Genomic DNA, 14,970 nt, shown 5'->3' with positions numbered 1-14,970 from the left:
TCACTCGTACGCTGTCCTTTTTGCTAGTAAATTCGCGCGACGTCTGACGATATTGTTATTACCACTGCAGTGGTCAATCTGGTTGCGAAGATATTGTTGGAAAGCGAATCGGTTCACCGCGCTCATCCCCCATACCCCCCGTTCGCAGTGGACTGCCGGGATACGAAACCCCACCCCCTAAACCGCTTTTTGCGTGTCTTCGCGACCGAACCGTTTTGTGAGTCTGTCACCTTACGCTAGTATGACCGCTCCGACACAGCAGACTCGCCCGGTGGTGACGGTGGCGCTTGCCCTCGTCGTCGCGGCCGTCGGGCTTGTGGCTGGTGTTGCCCTCTCACTTGGCACGATTGTCTTCCTGTCTTTGACGGGGTTCGAACTTTCTGCGACCCACCTCATCGTCATCTCGCTCGTGATGACCCAAGGAATCGCCTTCGGTGGCGTTGCGCTCGTCTATCTGCGACTGCGTGACCTGCCAACGTCGTTCATCGGCGCGCGGATACCAACGCTCAGAGACCTTGGTTGGGTCGTTGGGGGCTACATTACCGCCATCGCCGCCATCATCCTCGCAGGCCTGTTCGTCTTTTTCACTGGCGTCCAAACCTCCTCAAACCAGGCCGCAGAGCTTGGCATCCAGAATCCGGAAGTCCTGTTGGTGTTGATTCCCGCCTCGTTCGTCCTCATCGGCCCCGGCGAAGAACTCCTCTTTCGGGGCATCGTACAGGGTACCATCCGGCGCGTGCTTGGCCCCGTTCCGGGCGTCATCTTGGCGAGTGCGGTGTTCGCCGCAATCCACTTCGTCGCCCTCACCGGCGGCACGAGCGGCCGACTCGTGAGCATCGCCATCCTGTTCTTCCCGGCGCTCGTCTTCGGTGCGGCCTACGAGCGAACCGGGAATATCGTGGTTCCCTCGCTGATTCACGGCCTCTACAACGCTACGCTGTTCTCGCTGCTGTACGTCTCTATCCAAATGGGACAAATTGGGGCGCTGTAAGAAATCAGCCATCTGAAGGTGATGGGCCACAGACGACAGATATGGACACCGTAATCGTCATGCTTGCACTCGCTACCGGCTTTGCGACCGGTTCGCTGTTTAGCTTTTTACAGATTCCAATCCCCGCTCCACCGAACCTCGCCGGAATCGCAGGTATCCTCGGCATCTATCTCGGCTTTAAGCTCATCGAACAGGTCGACGTCGGGTTCGACTTGCTCGCTGCCCTTGGCCTCTGAAACAGCAAAGCCACCAGCCGACGTGAGAGGAGGTATGAACACGGCATTTCATTTCTCCGTCGGTGGCGAAGCCGCGTATGGAACCGTCCTTTCGAACATCGAAAACATACTCGCAGACACCACCGTCCCGGATACGGCAGTCGTCCTCGTCACCAACGGCGACGGCGTCTTTCTTCTCAGAGACGGCGGACCCCACGCCGCCCGAATCACCGACCTTCACGAACGCGGCGTCTCGTTTCGCGTCTGTTCGAACTCACTCAAGAGTCGCGAACTGACTGCAGAATCCCTCCACCCGGCCGCCGAGGTGGTTCCCTCCGGCGGCGGCGAACTCACGCGATTGCAGGCGGCTGGCTACGCCTATATAAAAACGCCGTGAAACCGCTAGACACCTTAGACATCGAGAAAGAATCCCTTAGACGGCACATAATAATGTGGATAGCTCGGAGACATATTTCTATGCCAATGAACGACTTGACGGGATTCCAACGAGACCTCCTTTACGTCATCAGCGGTCACGACAAACCCCACGGCCTCGCCATCAAAGAAGAGGTCGAAGCCTACTACGAAAAGGAGATTCACCACGGACGGCTCTACCCGAACCTCGACACCCTCGTCGACAAGGGCTTCGTCGAGAAGGGCGAACTCGACCGCCGGACGAACTACTATGATCTGAGCGAGAAGGGCCGACGTGCATTCGAAGAGCGCGAGCAGTGGAAAGCGCAGTACGTAAACCCTTCTGAGTAAGCACCGTCCTTCGAATGGAACGCAGACACTTTGTAACCGCGGCAGGCGTGCTGTTTCTCGCAGGCTGTACCAGCAGTGGAGAGTCAGCTACCGATGAACCCACAGACAGCGAGACGACCGACGCGACCACCGAACAGCAGGCAGCCGAAGCCACAGAGACAACCGAGACCGAAGAACCCCTTGACATGAACACCGTCTTCCACCTCCAGAGCGATGGCGCAGAGAACGAGCGAAAAGCCCTCAACAACCTTGCAAACCTCCGGGCTGACGAGACCGTTGATGTAGACGACATCGTCCTCGTGGCAAACAGCCACGCCGTCAACTCCCTCACGAGCGAGGGTTCTGACTATCCAGACCGTATCTCACAGCTCAGAACCGAGCAGAACGTCACGTTTTGTGCGTGTCAGAACTCGATGGACGCCATCGGTATCGCAGAAGACGACCTCTTAGAGGGTGTCAAAATCGTGCCTTCCGGGGTTGGCGAGTTCACCCGACTGCAAGCGATGGGCTACGCCTACATCAAGGTCGCCTAACTACCGCGAAAAGTCCCGAATAAATCGCTCTGGGACGCGGTCTAAGTACTGGTCTGGCACCTGCGGGATGAGGCGCTCTGCTAGATACACCATCTGTTTTCTCACGAGCGCGTAGCCAATCGAGACGACGAGCGCGCCGAGGATGACGTGGTCGATGACGCCGTCGTAGAGCCAGAGCGCTGGGAGGCCCATCACGCCTGCGAGGAGCAGGTCCTCTGGCGCACCGTCGTAGCGCACCCACCGGCGTGGAACCAGCCACACGCCGTGGAAGTGGTTGTACACCGCGCGGTCTGAGCCGCCTTGCCACGGCTTGAGTTCGAGGCCGCCACCGAAGATGTCCATCACCGAGTGGAGTGCGGCGGCGAGCAGGAAGAACGCGAGTGCAACCGTCCATATCGAAGGCGCGTACACGGCACCGATTGTGGCACCGACTGCCGCAATCGAGAAGTACACCGGGTAATGCAGGGTCTGTCTGTGTCCCCAGTACAGGTCTAAGTCCGGGAACACACCGCCAGCGATGCCCGCCGTGACTGCAACTGGTGTGTACTCAGGTGCGAGAAACAGCGTGACAGCGGCCACCATCGCGCCCACAAGCGCGTGGGTCGTTGCCATCATTTGCAAGTTTTGTAGGCCACCCAGCGTATATAGGTATGCTGTCGATATGTCACCATGTAGCACTATGTGGGTGATTTTACCCCTCCCCCACGTATAATACGGTGATGACGATTGCACAGTTGCACGTTTCTCCGCGCCAGCAACGACAGGTTGGCCACCTCATGCAACTCGCCATTGTCGTTGTGTTCGTCGTTGGCGTGGTCAACCGGAACGTCAGCATCATCGTTAACGCGCTCATCGCGCTTGGGATTACGTTCCTTCCCGCGATCCTCGAACGCGATTACCGAATTCCGCTGCATCCAGCGCTCACGCTGTGGATTACGCTCGCCGTCCTCCTCCACGCCGTTGGGATGGTCGGTCTCTACTCGACCGTCTGGTGGTGGGACCACGTCACCCACACGCTCTCTGCGACGATTGTCGCGGGGGTCGGCTACACAACCGCTCGCGTCTTCGACAAACACCACGACGTTGTTTCATTCCCACAGCCGTTCTTGTTCGTCTATATTCTGGTGTTCACGCTCGGCTTTGGCGTCTTCTGGGAAGTGCTCGAATTTACGATGCACAGCCTCGCAGACAGCTACGGCTTTGGCCCGCTGCTCATTCAGTACAGCCTCGAAGACACCATCGTCGACCTCCTGTTCGACCTCGTTGGCGCGACACTCGTCGCCATTTTTGGCACCCGCACGCTCGCAGATTTCGCGGACACCGTCGCGGCTGCCCGCGCTCGTGTGCGCGACGTGAGCCGGAGATGAGTCGATTCGCTACCTTCTTTGGTTCGAACCGGTGAACAGAGCATATGTCCCGCCTTCGGCGCGCGCTGCTCTCCGGCGTCTTTGTCCTCCTCACGAGCGGCGTCGTGAGTGCGCACGAAGTTGGCGGGTCGCGTTTCGAAGCACCGCTTCCGCTCACACTCCTGATTGCCGGCGCGGGCGTCACCGTTGCAGTCACAGCTGTCTGGCTTGGTATCTCAGCCCGCCAGCCAACGGCGGCGTCGCCAACCCGTCTCACGACGCTCTCGGCGAAGCTTTCCCGCAGCCTCACACTGGCTGGTCGAGTCGGCTTTTTCGCCCTCGTCGTGCTCGCCGTGTTCTGGGGACTCTTTGGAAAGCAAGCCGGGGCAGAGAATCCCGCGACGGTCTTTAGCTGGTGGGTCTGGCTCAAAGGCGTCGCCATCGTCTCGTTGCTCGTCGGAAGTCCGTGGCGCGTGCTCTCGCCGTGGCGCACGCTCTATCGGGGCCTTTCCCGCCTCGAAGAGGGTGACCTTCGTCTCGCGAGGTATCCAGCGCAACTCGCCCATTGGCCCGCAGTTGTGGGATTCTTGCTCGTCGTCGGCATCTTCGAAAACCTGACGGCGATTCCACGAGACCCGCAGGCGACGGCCACGTTCGTCCTCGGCTACACGTTGGTGATGGTGCTCGGTGGGGTCTATTTCGGTGACACTTGGTTCGAGCGCGCGGACTTCTTCGCCGTTCTCTACCGGCTGTTTGGCCGGGTTTCACCGGTTCGGTGTTCGCGCACAGAGACCGGCGAAATCCACCTCGACAGCCGTCGCCCGTGGGCTGGCTGCCTCGACGCGGCGGGCGACCTGAGCATCGCGGCATTCATCATCGCCACGGTGTACACCGTCAGCTTCGACGGCTTTACGAGCACGCCGGAGTTCCAGTCGCTCTCGACCGGGCTTCGTACGGCTCTCAACCTCGGTGGAGCCGTCAACATCCTCCTGTTCGTGGCTGGCTTTCTCGGCTTTCTCGCAAGCTACGCGTTCATCGTGTTACTCATCACGCGGGCAGGTAGCCGCAATGAGTGGCGCGCCGCCGCCCTCGTGTTCGCCCCGACCATTCTCCCGATTGCGGTGGCGTACGAACTCGCCCACGTCTACCCGTTTGTCCTCGACAACACGGGCCAGTTCGTCGCACTTACCCTCGCCGGAGTCACGGCTGGGCCTGCACTCGCCATCTCGCTTACTGACTGGCTGTCACTCCCCATCTTCTGGGGGTCGCAAGTGCTGCTCATCGTTGTGGGCCACGTCGTCGCCGTCGTCGCCGCCCACGGCGTTGCGATTCGCCGCTACGAGACGCCGACGCTGGCCCAGCGAGCGCACGTTCCGCTCGTCGCGCTGATGGTTGGCTACACCATGCTCTCGCTCTGGATTATCTCGCGCCCCGTCGTCACGGGCTAAGCAGAACACATTTTTCTGCGCGTTCCCAACCGTACCGAGATGGCCCGCAAAACCCGTGGCATATCGCGTCGAGCGTTCGTAAAAAGCGCCGTCGCGATTGGCGGTGCCGCCGCAGTATCAGCCTGCCTCGACCGCGAAGGGAATCCCGACGTGCCAAGTGGTCCCGACGACCTCTCGTCGTACCCAACCCGCCAGCACGCGTGGAACGATTCGCTCATGACCAGTGACGTGGGCAATGTCATGGCCCCGAAACACCACCTCCTCCTCCCGTTCAACTACACGGGCGACACGCCAACTCCAGACGAGCGTGAAACCGTCGAAGCAACCCTCCAGAGCCTCGAACACGCCTACGAACGAAGCCACAACGGGCTTCTGTTCACGATGAGCTACTCGCCTGCGTACTTCGACCGCTTCGACGTGTCGCTCCCCGACTCGGTTGACCTCCCGCACCCGAAGGCGTTGTCGTCGTTCGAGGAACCGGAACTCGAAGACTACGACGCCATCATCCACCTCGCAAGCGACTACGGCCACGTCGTCCTCGCCGCAGAAGAGGCGATAATGGGCAAACAGGATACGCTGAACGGCCACGAGATGGCCGCAAGCTTCGAGGGTATCTTCGAAAAAGCCGAGCGACGCACCGGCTTCGTTGGCGAAGGCATCCCAGCCGCGAATCAGGACGTAGACGGGATTCCAGACGGCGACCCGGTTCCCGAAGACTCACCGCTGTTCATGGGCTTCATGTCCGGATTTTCAGACAATCAGGCCACAGAAGACCGCGTGACGATTCAAGACGGGCCGTTTGCCGGTGGGACGACCCAGCACGTCTCGCGCATCCGGCTGCGCCTCGACGACTGGTACGTCGAACAGAATCGAGAAGAGCGCGTCGCAGAGATGTTCTGTCCGTTCCACGCAGAAGAGGGCCTCGTCGAAGGCGCGGGCCACAACCTCGGGACGGACTCGCAGGTCGACGGCGAGTGTGCAGACCGCATCGACGAAGACGCCCGCAGTTACGGCCGCATTGGCCACTCACAGAAGATGGCAAGCGTCCGCGAGAACGGCAAGCCAATCATTCTTCGCCGTGACTTCGATTCGACCGATGGTGGCGAGGCTGGCGTCCACTTCGTCTCGCTCCACCGAGGAATCGGTGACTTCGAGAAGACGAGAGAGGCGATGAACGGCGAAAAGCAGGTCAAAGAAAGCCCCGCTATCAAACAGAAAGTGAACAACGGCATCCTCGAATATATGTTCGTCAAACACCGCGCGAACTACTTGCTCCCACCGCGCGCCCACCGCGCGCTGCCCACCCCAGCGCCCTGAGCGACTCTACTGTTCTGGGTTCCACTTCTCACGACACCGGTCGTTGCAGAAGTGGCGAGACTGGACCTCGTTGTCTTCGATCCACGTGAGCACCCGGTGGTTTGGGTCGTTCATGATACTTGTCCCACAGGTCGCACACCGTGGGGCGGTTTCCTCGGTCACGTCCTCACCGAGGTCTGATGTTGGGTCAACCATATGAGTGAGTCATCGTAGCACGACTACTTAGAAGCACCCGTTACGGCAGTGCTGTCTGTCGATTCTTCGATTATCATCCATGATTGTTCTGCACTGTCATGGTGGCGTGAATCAGAAAAAGCGGCGGAGAACGGGGGTGGTGGACAGACCGATTCAGCGGTCGCGGAGGACGGACTCGCCGGGCGTGGTCGTCGCCCCCGGCGAGAGGACGACGCCCGCGTTGAGACTCGTGTTGATGGCGGTTTTCGCGCCGTCTCCGGCGACGATGCCGAACTTGCGACGCCCCGTTGAGGTGCGCTCGCCTTTAACCGTCATCTTCACGTCCGCGTCGTCGTGGCGGAGGTTCGCGACCTTCGTGCCCGCCCCGAGGTTCACGTCCGGTGCAAGCAGGCTGTCACCGAGGTAGTTCAGATGCGGGACGTTCGTGTCGTGCATCACGACGCTGTTTTTGATTTCGACGCTCTGGCCGACGTGGCAGTTCTCGCTGATGAGCGTCGCCCCGCGGATGTAAGCGTTCGGCCCAACGTGTGCGCCGGATTTGATGAGCACCGGCCCTTCGACGACGACGCCGGGTTCGACGACCGCACCTTCTTCGACGACGACAGCGCCGCGCAGGTCTGCGTCCTCGTGAACCTCGCCACGGATGTCGCGTTCGAGCTCGCCGAGTTTCCACTCGTTCGCTTCGAGCAGTTCCCACGGGCGGCCCACGTCGAGCCAGCGCGTGACCTCGACCGGCGTCACGTCGTAGCTCTCGATGACGCGGGCGACCACGTCCGTAATCTCGTACTCGCCGCGCTCTGAGAGTTCGACGTCATCGAGCCAGTCACGGGCTTCGGCGGGGAAGGCGTACGACCCAGCGTTTGCGAGGTCAGTCGGTGGGTTCTCTGGTTTCTCGACAATCTCGGTCACGCGGCCGTCGTCGGTCGAGAGCACGCCATAGTTAGACGGCTCTGGGACGCGGAAGGCGGCGATTGCGGGAGCCTCTGAGAAGAGTTTCTTGATGCCCTCCTTGTCGTAGAGGTTGTCGCCGTTGAGGACGGTGAAGTCGCCGTCGATGTGCTTTTGGGCGGCGCGAACGGCGTCTGCGGTGCCGTTTTGTTCTTCTTGAACCGCGAAACTGACCGGGACACCCCGGTACTCGTCGCCATAGTACGCGCGGACGGCCTCGGCCTCGTAGCCGACGACGAAGATGAGTTCGTCCGCACCCGCCTCGACGGCGGCGTCTGCGGTGTGTGCTGAGAGTGGTCGGTCGCCTACCGGCAACATCGGTTTCGGGGTGGAGGTGGTGAGCGGCCGCATCCGCGTCCCCTCTCCGGCGGCAAGAATGACTGCTTGCATTGACTGAGAGTTTGGATACTGCACAAAAGAACTATCGGCCACCGTGGGGCAGTTTCACAGGCCGTATCGAGTGTTTAGTTCGTTGAGGTTTTTCGTGTGTGTCGTTTTCTCTCCAACTCGTATTCGCTCACAGTGACTCCGCGGTAGCCGACAACACTGAACTACCCCGCCTCCGCAGACCGCCCCGAATCCGCCCCGAATCCGCCCCGCACGTGGACTGTGCCGTGATCGTGTCGACGGTGTAGGTGATTGCGTCGAAGGTGGTGGACGTAGGAGCGGTCGTGTTGGTGGTCGCGTTGCGACTCTCGTTCGGTGAAAACTGAGAAAGAAATGATTCGCTCAGTAGGAGCGCACTTTCGGCTCGTAGGTCTTCTCTTCGCCTTCTAAGATGACCGGCTTGTAGTAGAGTTCCGGGCTGCCGTCGTTCCACGCCATGAGCGTGTGTTTGATCCACTCGTCGTCCTTGCGCTCTTGGTGCTCTGCGCGCCAGTGGGCGCCACGGAACTCGGTGCGGGCGAGCGCACCGGCCGTGATAGTTTCTGCGACGTCGATGAGGTTCTGCGTCTCGATAGTGTGGATGAGGTCGGTGTTGAACGTCCGGCTTGGGTCTGCGACGTACACGTCCTCGTAGGCCTCGCGCGCCTCGCGGATGTCTCGAAGCGCCTGCTTCAGGCCGTCTTCGGTGCGGAAGACGTTGACGTTGCGCGTCATTGCCTTCTGGAGCTTGTGGCGAATCTCTGCGTGCTGAAGCCCCTCGTCTTTGGTCATCAACCGCTCGATGCGGGCGTTTTCGGCTTCGACTGCCTTCGAGATGACCGTCTCGACATCGACGGCCGCACCGTCTGCGGCGACGTCTTCGTCGGGCGTGTCAACGGCACCGAGCGGAACCGGACTACCGATGTCACCGTCTTCGGATTTGGCGGACGGGCCGGTCTGAATCTGCGCTTCGCCGAGGTCTTTCCCGGCCGCGTGGCGGCCAGCACGGGCCCCGTACACGATGAGTTCTGGCAGGGCGTTCCCGCCGAGGCGGTTCGCGCCGTGGACGCTCACACAGGCACACTCGCCTGCGGCGTAGAGGCCGGAGATACAGGTCTGACCGTTCTCGTCGGTCTCGATGCCGCCCATCGCGTAGTGTTGACCGGGTTTGACGGGCATTGGCCGTTCGAGGCCGTCTACACCCTCGAAGTCAGCCGCGAGGTGGAGGATGTTTTCGAGGCGGTCGATAATGCGCTCGTCGCCGAGGTGGCGCATGTCGAGGTGAACGTACTCGTCTTCGATGCCGCGGCCTTCGTTGACTTCCGTCAACTCAGCGCGCGCCACCACGTCACGGCTGGCGAGTTCGCCGTCGTTGTTCGCGTAGCCGTACTCAAACATGAGGCGTTCACCGTTGGCGTTGTAGAGAATTCCGCCTTCACCGCGGACACCTTCGGAGATGAGGACCCCCGTCGATGGCAGCGTGGTCGGGTGGAACTGGATGAACTCCATGTCTTCGAGCGGGACACCTGCGCGATAGGCCATCGCCGGACCGTCGCCGGTACAGGAGACGGCGTTGGTCGTGTGGTCGAAGGCCTGTCCGGGGCCACCGGTTGCGATGATGACGCCGTTGTTCGCTTTGAAGCCCTCGACGCGACCGGACTGGATGTCGATTGCGACGACACCGTGACACGTGCGGTCTTCGGGGTCGTCGTGGTCGGTCACCGCGAGTCGGGAGACGTACCACTCGTCGTACACCGTAATGCCCCGTTTGACGACCTGCTCGTACATCGTGTGGAGCAGGTGGTGGCCGGTTTCGGCACCGGCGTACGTCGTCCGTGGGAACGACAGCCCACCGAACGGTCGCTGGGAGACGCGCCCGTCTTCCTCGCGGGAAAAGGGCATACCCCAGTGTTCGAGCTGGATGACCTCGTCGGGGGAGGTCTGACAGAGTGTTTCGATTGCCGGGGCGTCGCCGAGGAAGTCAGACCCCTTCATCGTGTCGTAGGCGTGGCTTTCCCAGGAGTCGCCCTCACGGAGGGCGGCGTTGATGCCACCTTCTGCAGCACCCGTGTGACTGCGAACCGGGTGGAGCTTCGTGACCATTGCCACGTCCGCACCTTCTTCGTGGGCCGCCACGGCCGCGCGGAGCCCCGCGCCGCCTGCGCCGACCACAATTACGTCGTGTTCGTGCATGTTACCAGAATTTCAGGTTGTTCTTGACCGCTTCTCGCTTGAGTTCCTGAATGTGCTCGGTGAGCGGGATGTCTTTCGGACAGACGTTCGTACAGGAGAACTGGGTCTGACAGCGCCAGACGCCGTGTTCCTGTTCGATAATCTGGAGGCGGTGCTGTTTCATGTCCTCGCCCTCGCGCTCGTCCATCGCAAAGCGGTAGGCCTTGTTGAGCGCGGCCGGGCCGAGGTACTCGTTGTCGCCTGCGGCGATGTTACACGAGGACATACACGCGCCACACCAGATACAGCGCGTGGACATCTTGACCTTCTCGCGGTTCTCGCGCGTTTGGCGCTGTTCTTCGCCAGCGGGCAGGTCGTTGGTCTGGAAGTACGGTTCGACCGACTCCATCTGGTCGTAGAAGTGTTCCATGTCCACGACGAGGTCTTTGACGACCTCTTGGTGGGGGAGCGGTTCGACGCGAACCGGTTCAGAAAGATCCGAAATTTGGGTCTTACAACAGAGGCGCTGTTTCCCGTTTACGAACATCGCGTCGGAGCCACAGATGGCCTGACGACACGAGTGACGGAACGTGAGACTGGAGTCGAACAGGTCTCGCGCCTGCATGAGCGCGTCGAGCACCGTCATACCCTGTTTGAACGGGACGTGGAAGTCGTCGAAGCGCGGTTCTTTCTTGCCTTCGACTTCCGGGTCGTAGCGGAACACCTTGAGGTGGATGGTCTCGTCGTACGCGGCGGCGTCGGCTTCCGCCTCTGCCTCGCGTTCGGCCCGTCGTTCGCGTTTCTCGGCCATTCGCCGCTGTTGGTGCTCTGGCTCGGTGGACTGTGCTAGCTCTTCTGATTCGGATTCAGTTTCGGGAATTTGCGTGCTCATAGTTAGAGACTCACCCCGGTCATTGCAATTGCCACGCGGACGCCCTGTGCGGTCAGCGCGAGTCCGGCGACGATGAGGACGTACTTCACGACAGTCTTCTGGGTGCCCTGCAGGCCCTGATTCACGAGCGCGTTGTAGACGCCATTCACGCCGTGGAACGTCGCCGTCACGAGGAACAGCACCATCGTGACGAAGTAGCCCGGTTGCTGCATCCGCTGGGCGGTCTGAGCGATCGTAATCTCAGACGGGAGATTCGCAAAGTGCAGAAGCATGAAGTGGAAGGCAAGCACGACGACGAGGAAGGCGGCCGTCAGGCGCTGGAGCAGCCAGCGGGTGCCACCGTACTCGAACGAGGAGTATCGTTCTGCCATCTTAGAACACCCCGTGCATGAACGTCGGCACGCTTGCGACGACGATTGCACCGGTCAGGATGAGCGATGCGTAGAAACTCTTGTCCTCGGCTTCGAGACCGACGCCGAGGTCAACGAACAGCAATCTGAGGCCATTGAGGATGTGGAACACGGCCACCGCGAGCAACCCAACCTCAAGGAATCGGACGAGCATCAGGCTCTCCAATCCCTGGAGTGTCTGGGTGTACAAAGCGGGGTCGCTGGCGGTTGCAGTGCTCAACACGGCAATGTGCGTGAAGAGATAGCCAATAAGAACCCAGCCGGTGAACTTGTGGAAAATCCAAGCCCACATCCCGGCGGAGAACTCCCGCCAGCGGCCGAAGTCCTCGATGAGGCCACGGTTGTAAGACTGACTCATGGTACCTACTCGGAGCGTGGGACTACGGGTGTATAGAAGTTACTAACCCGGCGGAGTGGGCGAGATGTGAAAACGGTGGTTAGGACTGCTCGCTCTCGTGGACAGCCTTCATCGCTGCCGTCTGCTCGCGTTCGAGCGCGCGCTGGGTGGTTTCGTCCAATTTCACGAGGTGGCAAATCGGATTACCGGGGTACACGAGCGGATTTTCGAGCACCCCGACGAGCAGGCCCGTAAACGGCGCTTCAATCTCCGAGGTGTCGGTTTTGAACGGATTCGTAATCTTACAGATGCGGTCGCCTTCGTACACGAGCGCGCCGCGCTCGTAGTGCATATCGACGAGGCCGCCGGCGTCCGCGCGCAGCCACGTCTTCTCGCTCGTGTCCTCGATAATCGTCCGCCAGCCGGGCCAGTGAACGGATTTGGTCGGGCGCATGCCGTACTCTGCGAAGACGCTCTCGACGCCTTCGAGCGCGCGGTCGATGAGCTCGCGCTGGAATCGGTGGGCCTCGCCCATTTCGATGGTGATACACGGCACGCCGTAGCGGGTGGCTTCCCCGCGCAGCGAGCCGTCTGGTGCCGACCCGGAGAGAATGACGTTCGACGCGAACGCCCGCGACAGGCGAGCTACCTTGTCGTTGCTCATGTCGCCACGGACGTGGAGCATGTTCGTCCGCCCGCGCGTCGAGGTGTGAAAGTCGAGCGCGAAGTCACACGGCTCGATGAAGTTCTTGAAGATTCGATTGGCCATCCGCTTCGCGCTCGTGCCGTAGTCGTTGCCCGGGAACGAACGATTCAGGTCACGGTCGTAGATGGGGAGATAGCGCTGTTGGGCGATGAACGCGGGGACGTTCATCACCGGGATACAGACGATCGTGCCGTGGAGATTCGAGTGGTCCCACTCGTGGGCGACCTCGCGGACGACTTCGATGCCGTTTAACTCATCACCGTGAGCGGCGGCCCCGACGAACGCCGTCGGGCCGGGATGCTCACCGTTGACAATTGTTACCGGAATGCGTACCGGGTCTCCGAGATAGGTCTCGCTCACAGTGTACCGAAAGTTTCGCGTCTCGCCGGGGTCGACCCGACCGCCGTCGAATGTAAACGGCGGTGCCGCGTTTGACATATCTTGACTCAGGCCGGGGAGTATAAAAAGGATTCACCGTGCGACGAACACCGACACTACTTTTGAAGGGGACGAAGAAGAGTGGGTAATGACTGGCGACATCACTGTAGGCGTATTGAGTACGCATAACAGCAAAGAGACAAAAGCAATTCTCAACGCTGTTGACGACCTTGGCTACGATACTGAGTGGTTGCGTGATGAGAACACGCAGGTTGACATCATTAACGGAGAAATTTCGTTCGAACCGGACGTGGACATCATCGCAAACCGTCTGCTCCTCTCGAACGTCGAACAACCGGCAGAGCGCCTCGGCCTCGCCATGACCTTCGAGAAGCTTCGACCGATGCTCAACACCCCAATGGCGACGATGACGGCGATGCACAAGTTCGCCGCCGCCTCCGCGCTCTCCTCGAACGGTGTCTCGGTTCCTGACGCCCTCCTCGCGCTGTCGAGCGACAATCTGAACGCCGGGCGAGACCGCTTCGGTGAGGAAGCCGTGTACAAGACGGCCATTGGCACCCACGGCGGTGGGACGTGGCGCGTCGACCTGAACGACCCCGTCAATCCGAAAGTCGGCACCCGCCAAGCGTTCCTCCAGAAGCTCATCGAGCGCGACGGCGAACGCCACCGCGACCTGCGCGTCTACGTGGTCGGTGACGAGATCATCGGCGCGATGAACCGCTACGCGCCAGAGGACGACTGGCGGACGAACGTGGCCCTCGGCGGCGACGTTGAAGACGCGAGTCAGGGCCTCCCCGACGAGGTGCGCGAAATGGCGCTCAAATCTAAGGAGATCATCGGCCTCGACTACGCCGGTGTGGACATCGTCGAAGGCGAAGACGGCTGGTACGTCCTCGAAGTCAACCCAACCGCCGGGTTCAAAGGCCTCTACGAGGCAACCGGCCGCAGCGCCGCGCCGTACATCGCACAGCTCGCCATCGAGGCCGCGGGCGGCGACGTCGACCGCGAACGCGTCCGCGAACTCTCCGCGACGCTCGACGACTCCGTGCCAGCCTGCAAACCACGCCGTGCCCAGAAAGCCCCCTCCGAGCCGCTCGTCGTTGGCTACACCGAGGAAGTGCTCGTTTCGGGGACGCGTGGCAGCCAAACCATCCTCGCCAAATCCGACACGGGCGCAAAGCGCACCTCGATTGACGCCCAACTCGCCGCCGAAATCGGGACTGGCCCAATCAAGAACATCGTCCGCGTCAAATCCGGTAGCCTGAAATCCGGGCGCTCTCGCCCAGTGGTGGACCTCGTCGTCGGGATTGGTGGCACCCAACACACCGTCACCGCGAGCATCGAAGACCGCAGCCACATGGACTACCCGCTGCTTCTCGGTCGAGACATCCTCAAACACTACCACGTCGACGTGCGCCGCCTCGCAGAGGAGGACTTCTCCGAAGACGAGGAAGAAGAACAGGATATAGAAGAGTAACTACCGCGTTTCGCCCAGATACACGGGCATTTTCTCCATTTCTTCTGCTTTCAACAGTGGCGTGAGTCCCTTCGGGAAGAACGCCTCCATTTCGAGGTCGGTGATGCGGAGCCACGTACAGCCAATCTGATGCGGGTCGTCGTCGTTTGCAGACTCGACCGTGCCGCCGGTACGCTCACATCGGAACAGAAAGTTCGTCTGCTGTTGACCGTCCGGTTGGCCGTGGTTTTCGGGAATGAACTCTTGGACGGCGAGCAACGGCCCGACCGACACCTCGATGCCGACTTCTTCGCGCACTTCACGGCGGAGCGTTTCGTGGAGCGTCTCACCTGCGTGCTGGCCGCCACCGGGCGTCAGATACCAGCGGTCGGTGTCGCTTTCATTTTCGGTGACGAGCAGCCGCCCATCCTCGACAATGACGGCGCGGGCGGCGGTTCTGATGGACATGTACGC

Annotated in this window: 18 protein-coding genes; 9 read left to right on the top strand and 9 right to left on the bottom strand. The window is 61.0% G+C overall.

Annotated elements, in window-relative coordinates; all coding sequences use genetic code 11:
• Positions 1 to 241 precede the first annotated feature (241 nt).
• From V5N13_RS02860 to V5N13_RS02840, 5 genes are all read left to right on the top strand, one after another.
• Entirely contained in the window at positions 242 to 991 is a 750-nt protein-coding gene (locus V5N13_RS02860; RefSeq protein WP_336359543.1) for a CPBP family intramembrane glutamic endopeptidase, read from the top strand.
• A 41-nt stretch (positions 992 to 1,032) separates the two neighbouring features.
• Positions 1,033 to 1,227, top strand: coding sequence for a XapX domain-containing protein (locus V5N13_RS02855; RefSeq protein WP_336359542.1), 195 nt, complete (start codon positions 1,033 to 1,035; stop codon positions 1,225 to 1,227).
• A gap of 34 nt (positions 1,228 to 1,261) precedes the next feature.
• Positions 1,262 to 1,603, top strand: a complete 342-nt coding sequence (locus V5N13_RS02850) for a DsrE family protein (protein WP_336359541.1) — start codon at positions 1,262 to 1,264, stop codon at positions 1,601 to 1,603.
• 86 nt (positions 1,604 to 1,689) lie between these two features.
• Entirely contained in the window at positions 1,690 to 1,971 is a 282-nt protein-coding gene (locus tag V5N13_RS02845; RefSeq protein WP_332900096.1) for a PadR family transcriptional regulator, read from the top strand.
• Between the two features lie 14 nt (positions 1,972 to 1,985).
• Complete coding sequence (locus V5N13_RS02840) at positions 1,986 to 2,504, top strand: DsrE family protein (protein WP_336359540.1); 519 nt, start codon at positions 1,986 to 1,988, stop codon at positions 2,502 to 2,504.
• Here the strand turns inward: V5N13_RS02840 and V5N13_RS02835 are convergent, their stop codons facing one another.
• On the bottom strand, positions 2,505 to 3,116 hold the full coding sequence (locus V5N13_RS02835) for a metal-dependent hydrolase (protein ID WP_336359539.1): 612 nt from the start codon (positions 3,114 to 3,116) through the stop codon (positions 2,505 to 2,507).
• A gap of 107 nt (positions 3,117 to 3,223) precedes the next feature.
• Between V5N13_RS02835 and V5N13_RS02830 the strand changes: the two genes are divergently transcribed.
• From V5N13_RS02830 to V5N13_RS02820, 3 genes are read left to right on the top strand one after another with little or no spacing between them, the layout of a single operon-like run.
• Complete coding sequence (locus tag V5N13_RS02830; protein ID WP_336359538.1) at positions 3,224 to 3,871, top strand: hypothetical protein; 648 nt, start codon at positions 3,224 to 3,226, stop codon at positions 3,869 to 3,871.
• Positions 3,872 to 3,915: 44 nt separating this feature from the next.
• A complete protein-coding gene (locus tag V5N13_RS02825; protein WP_336359537.1) occupies positions 3,916 to 5,298 on the top strand; it encodes a hypothetical protein in 1,383 nt (460 codons plus the stop codon).
• Positions 5,299 to 5,337: 39 nt separating this feature from the next.
• On the top strand, positions 5,338 to 6,615 hold the full coding sequence (locus V5N13_RS02820) for a DUF7405 family protein (RefSeq protein WP_336359536.1): 1,278 nt from the start codon (positions 5,338 to 5,340) through the stop codon (positions 6,613 to 6,615).
• A 6-nt stretch (positions 6,616 to 6,621) separates the two neighbouring features.
• On the opposite strand, the gene V5N13_RS02815 is transcribed toward V5N13_RS02820, so the two are convergent.
• The 7 genes from V5N13_RS02815 to V5N13_RS02785 form a co-directional block, all read right to left on the bottom strand.
• Positions 6,622 to 6,810, bottom strand: coding sequence for a DUF7576 family protein (locus V5N13_RS02815; protein WP_336359535.1), 189 nt, complete (start codon positions 6,808 to 6,810; stop codon positions 6,622 to 6,624).
• A 153-nt stretch (positions 6,811 to 6,963) separates the two neighbouring features.
• The gene (gene glmU, locus V5N13_RS02810; RefSeq protein WP_332899312.1) at positions 6,964 to 8,148 is read right to left on the bottom strand and encodes a bifunctional sugar-1-phosphate nucleotidylyltransferase/acetyltransferase; all 1,185 of its coding nucleotides are present in this window, start codon (positions 8,146 to 8,148) and stop codon (positions 6,964 to 6,966) included.
• A gap of 339 nt (positions 8,149 to 8,487) precedes the next feature.
• Positions 8,488 to 10,317, bottom strand: coding sequence for an FAD-binding protein (locus V5N13_RS02805; RefSeq protein WP_332899311.1), 1,830 nt, complete (start codon positions 10,315 to 10,317; stop codon positions 8,488 to 8,490).
• Between the two features lies 1 nt (position 10,318).
• On the bottom strand, positions 10,319 to 11,188 hold the full coding sequence (locus V5N13_RS02800) for a succinate dehydrogenase/fumarate reductase iron-sulfur subunit (protein ID WP_332899310.1): 870 nt from the start codon (positions 11,186 to 11,188) through the stop codon (positions 10,319 to 10,321).
• Positions 11,189 to 11,190: 2 nt separating this feature from the next.
• On the bottom strand, positions 11,191 to 11,559 hold the full coding sequence (locus V5N13_RS02795; protein WP_332899309.1) for a succinate dehydrogenase hydrophobic membrane anchor subunit: 369 nt from the start codon (positions 11,557 to 11,559) through the stop codon (positions 11,191 to 11,193).
• A gap of 1 nt (position 11,560) precedes the next feature.
• Positions 11,561 to 11,956, bottom strand: coding sequence for a succinate dehydrogenase, cytochrome b556 subunit (gene sdhC, locus V5N13_RS02790; protein WP_336359534.1), 396 nt, complete (start codon positions 11,954 to 11,956; stop codon positions 11,561 to 11,563).
• Between the two features lie 79 nt (positions 11,957 to 12,035).
• Positions 12,036 to 13,079: a succinylglutamate desuccinylase/aspartoacylase family protein gene (locus V5N13_RS02785; protein ID WP_336359533.1), complete on the bottom strand. Its 1,044-nt coding sequence runs from the start codon at positions 13,077 to 13,079 to the stop codon at positions 12,036 to 12,038.
• 88 nt (positions 13,080 to 13,167) lie between these two features.
• On the opposite strand from V5N13_RS02785, the gene V5N13_RS02780 reads away from it, so the two are divergent.
• Positions 13,168 to 14,517: a RimK family alpha-L-glutamate ligase gene (locus V5N13_RS02780; protein ID WP_336359532.1), complete on the top strand. Its 1,350-nt coding sequence runs from the start codon at positions 13,168 to 13,170 to the stop codon at positions 14,515 to 14,517.
• Here V5N13_RS02780 and V5N13_RS02775 read toward each other — a convergent pair whose 3' ends face one another.
• Positions 14,518 to 14,964, bottom strand: a complete 447-nt coding sequence (locus V5N13_RS02775) for an NUDIX domain-containing protein (RefSeq protein ID WP_336359531.1) — start codon at positions 14,962 to 14,964, stop codon at positions 14,518 to 14,520. It lies immediately after the preceding gene.
• Positions 14,965 to 14,970: the final 6 nt, after the last annotated feature.

The organism is Haladaptatus sp. ZSTT2 (assembly GCF_037081775.1).
In the GTDB taxonomy this organism is placed as follows: domain Archaea; phylum Halobacteriota; class Halobacteria; order Halobacteriales; family Halococcaceae; genus QDMS2.
The sequence above is the reverse complement of the archived record's forward strand: the minus strand, read 5'-3'. Positions and strand labels throughout refer to the sequence as shown.

Excerpts from the sequence above, each read along its gene's own strand:
- V5N13_RS02820 (WP_336359536.1), top strand. The coding sequence starts at position 5,338 with ATGGCCCGCAAAACCCGTGGCATATCGCGTCGAGCGTTCGTAAAAAGC.
- V5N13_RS02825 (WP_336359537.1), top strand. The coding sequence starts at position 3,916 with ATGTCCCGCCTTCGGCGCGCGCTGCTCTCCGGCGTCTTTGTCCTCCTC.
- V5N13_RS02795 (WP_332899309.1), bottom strand. The coding sequence starts at position 11,559 with ATGGCAGAACGATACTCCTCGTTCGAGTACGGTGGCACCCGCTGGCTG.
- V5N13_RS02835 (WP_336359539.1), bottom strand. The coding sequence starts at position 3,116 with ATGGCAACGACCCACGCGCTTGTGGGCGCGATGGTGGCCGCTGTCACG.
- V5N13_RS02800 (WP_332899310.1), bottom strand. The coding sequence starts at position 11,188 with ATGAGCACGCAAATTCCCGAAACTGAATCCGAATCAGAAGAGCTAGCA.
- glmU (WP_332899312.1), bottom strand. The coding sequence starts at position 8,148 with ATGCAAGCAGTCATTCTTGCCGCCGGAGAGGGGACGCGGATGCGGCCG.
- sdhC (WP_336359534.1), bottom strand. The coding sequence starts at position 11,956 with ATGAGTCAGTCTTACAACCGTGGCCTCATCGAGGACTTCGGCCGCTGG.
- V5N13_RS02850 (WP_336359541.1), top strand. The coding sequence starts at position 1,262 with ATGAACACGGCATTTCATTTCTCCGTCGGTGGCGAAGCCGCGTATGGA.
- V5N13_RS02840 (WP_336359540.1), top strand. The coding sequence starts at position 1,986 with ATGGAACGCAGACACTTTGTAACCGCGGCAGGCGTGCTGTTTCTCGCA.
- V5N13_RS02845 (WP_332900096.1), top strand. The coding sequence starts at position 1,690 with ATGAACGACTTGACGGGATTCCAACGAGACCTCCTTTACGTCATCAGC.
- V5N13_RS02780 (WP_336359532.1), top strand. The coding sequence starts at position 13,168 with ATGACTGGCGACATCACTGTAGGCGTATTGAGTACGCATAACAGCAAA.
- V5N13_RS02805 (WP_332899311.1), bottom strand. The coding sequence starts at position 10,317 with ATGCACGAACACGACGTAATTGTGGTCGGCGCAGGCGGCGCGGGGCTC.
- V5N13_RS02775 (WP_336359531.1), bottom strand. The coding sequence starts at position 14,964 with ATGTCCATCAGAACCGCCGCCCGCGCCGTCATTGTCGAGGATGGGCGG.
- V5N13_RS02785 (WP_336359533.1), bottom strand. The coding sequence starts at position 13,079 with ATGTCAAACGCGGCACCGCCGTTTACATTCGACGGCGGTCGGGTCGAC.
- V5N13_RS02830 (WP_336359538.1), top strand. The coding sequence starts at position 3,224 with ATGACGATTGCACAGTTGCACGTTTCTCCGCGCCAGCAACGACAGGTT.
- V5N13_RS02860 (WP_336359543.1), top strand. The coding sequence starts at position 242 with ATGACCGCTCCGACACAGCAGACTCGCCCGGTGGTGACGGTGGCGCTT.
- V5N13_RS02855 (WP_336359542.1), top strand. The coding sequence starts at position 1,033 with ATGGACACCGTAATCGTCATGCTTGCACTCGCTACCGGCTTTGCGACC.
- V5N13_RS02815 (WP_336359535.1), bottom strand. The coding sequence starts at position 6,810 with ATGGTTGACCCAACATCAGACCTCGGTGAGGACGTGACCGAGGAAACC.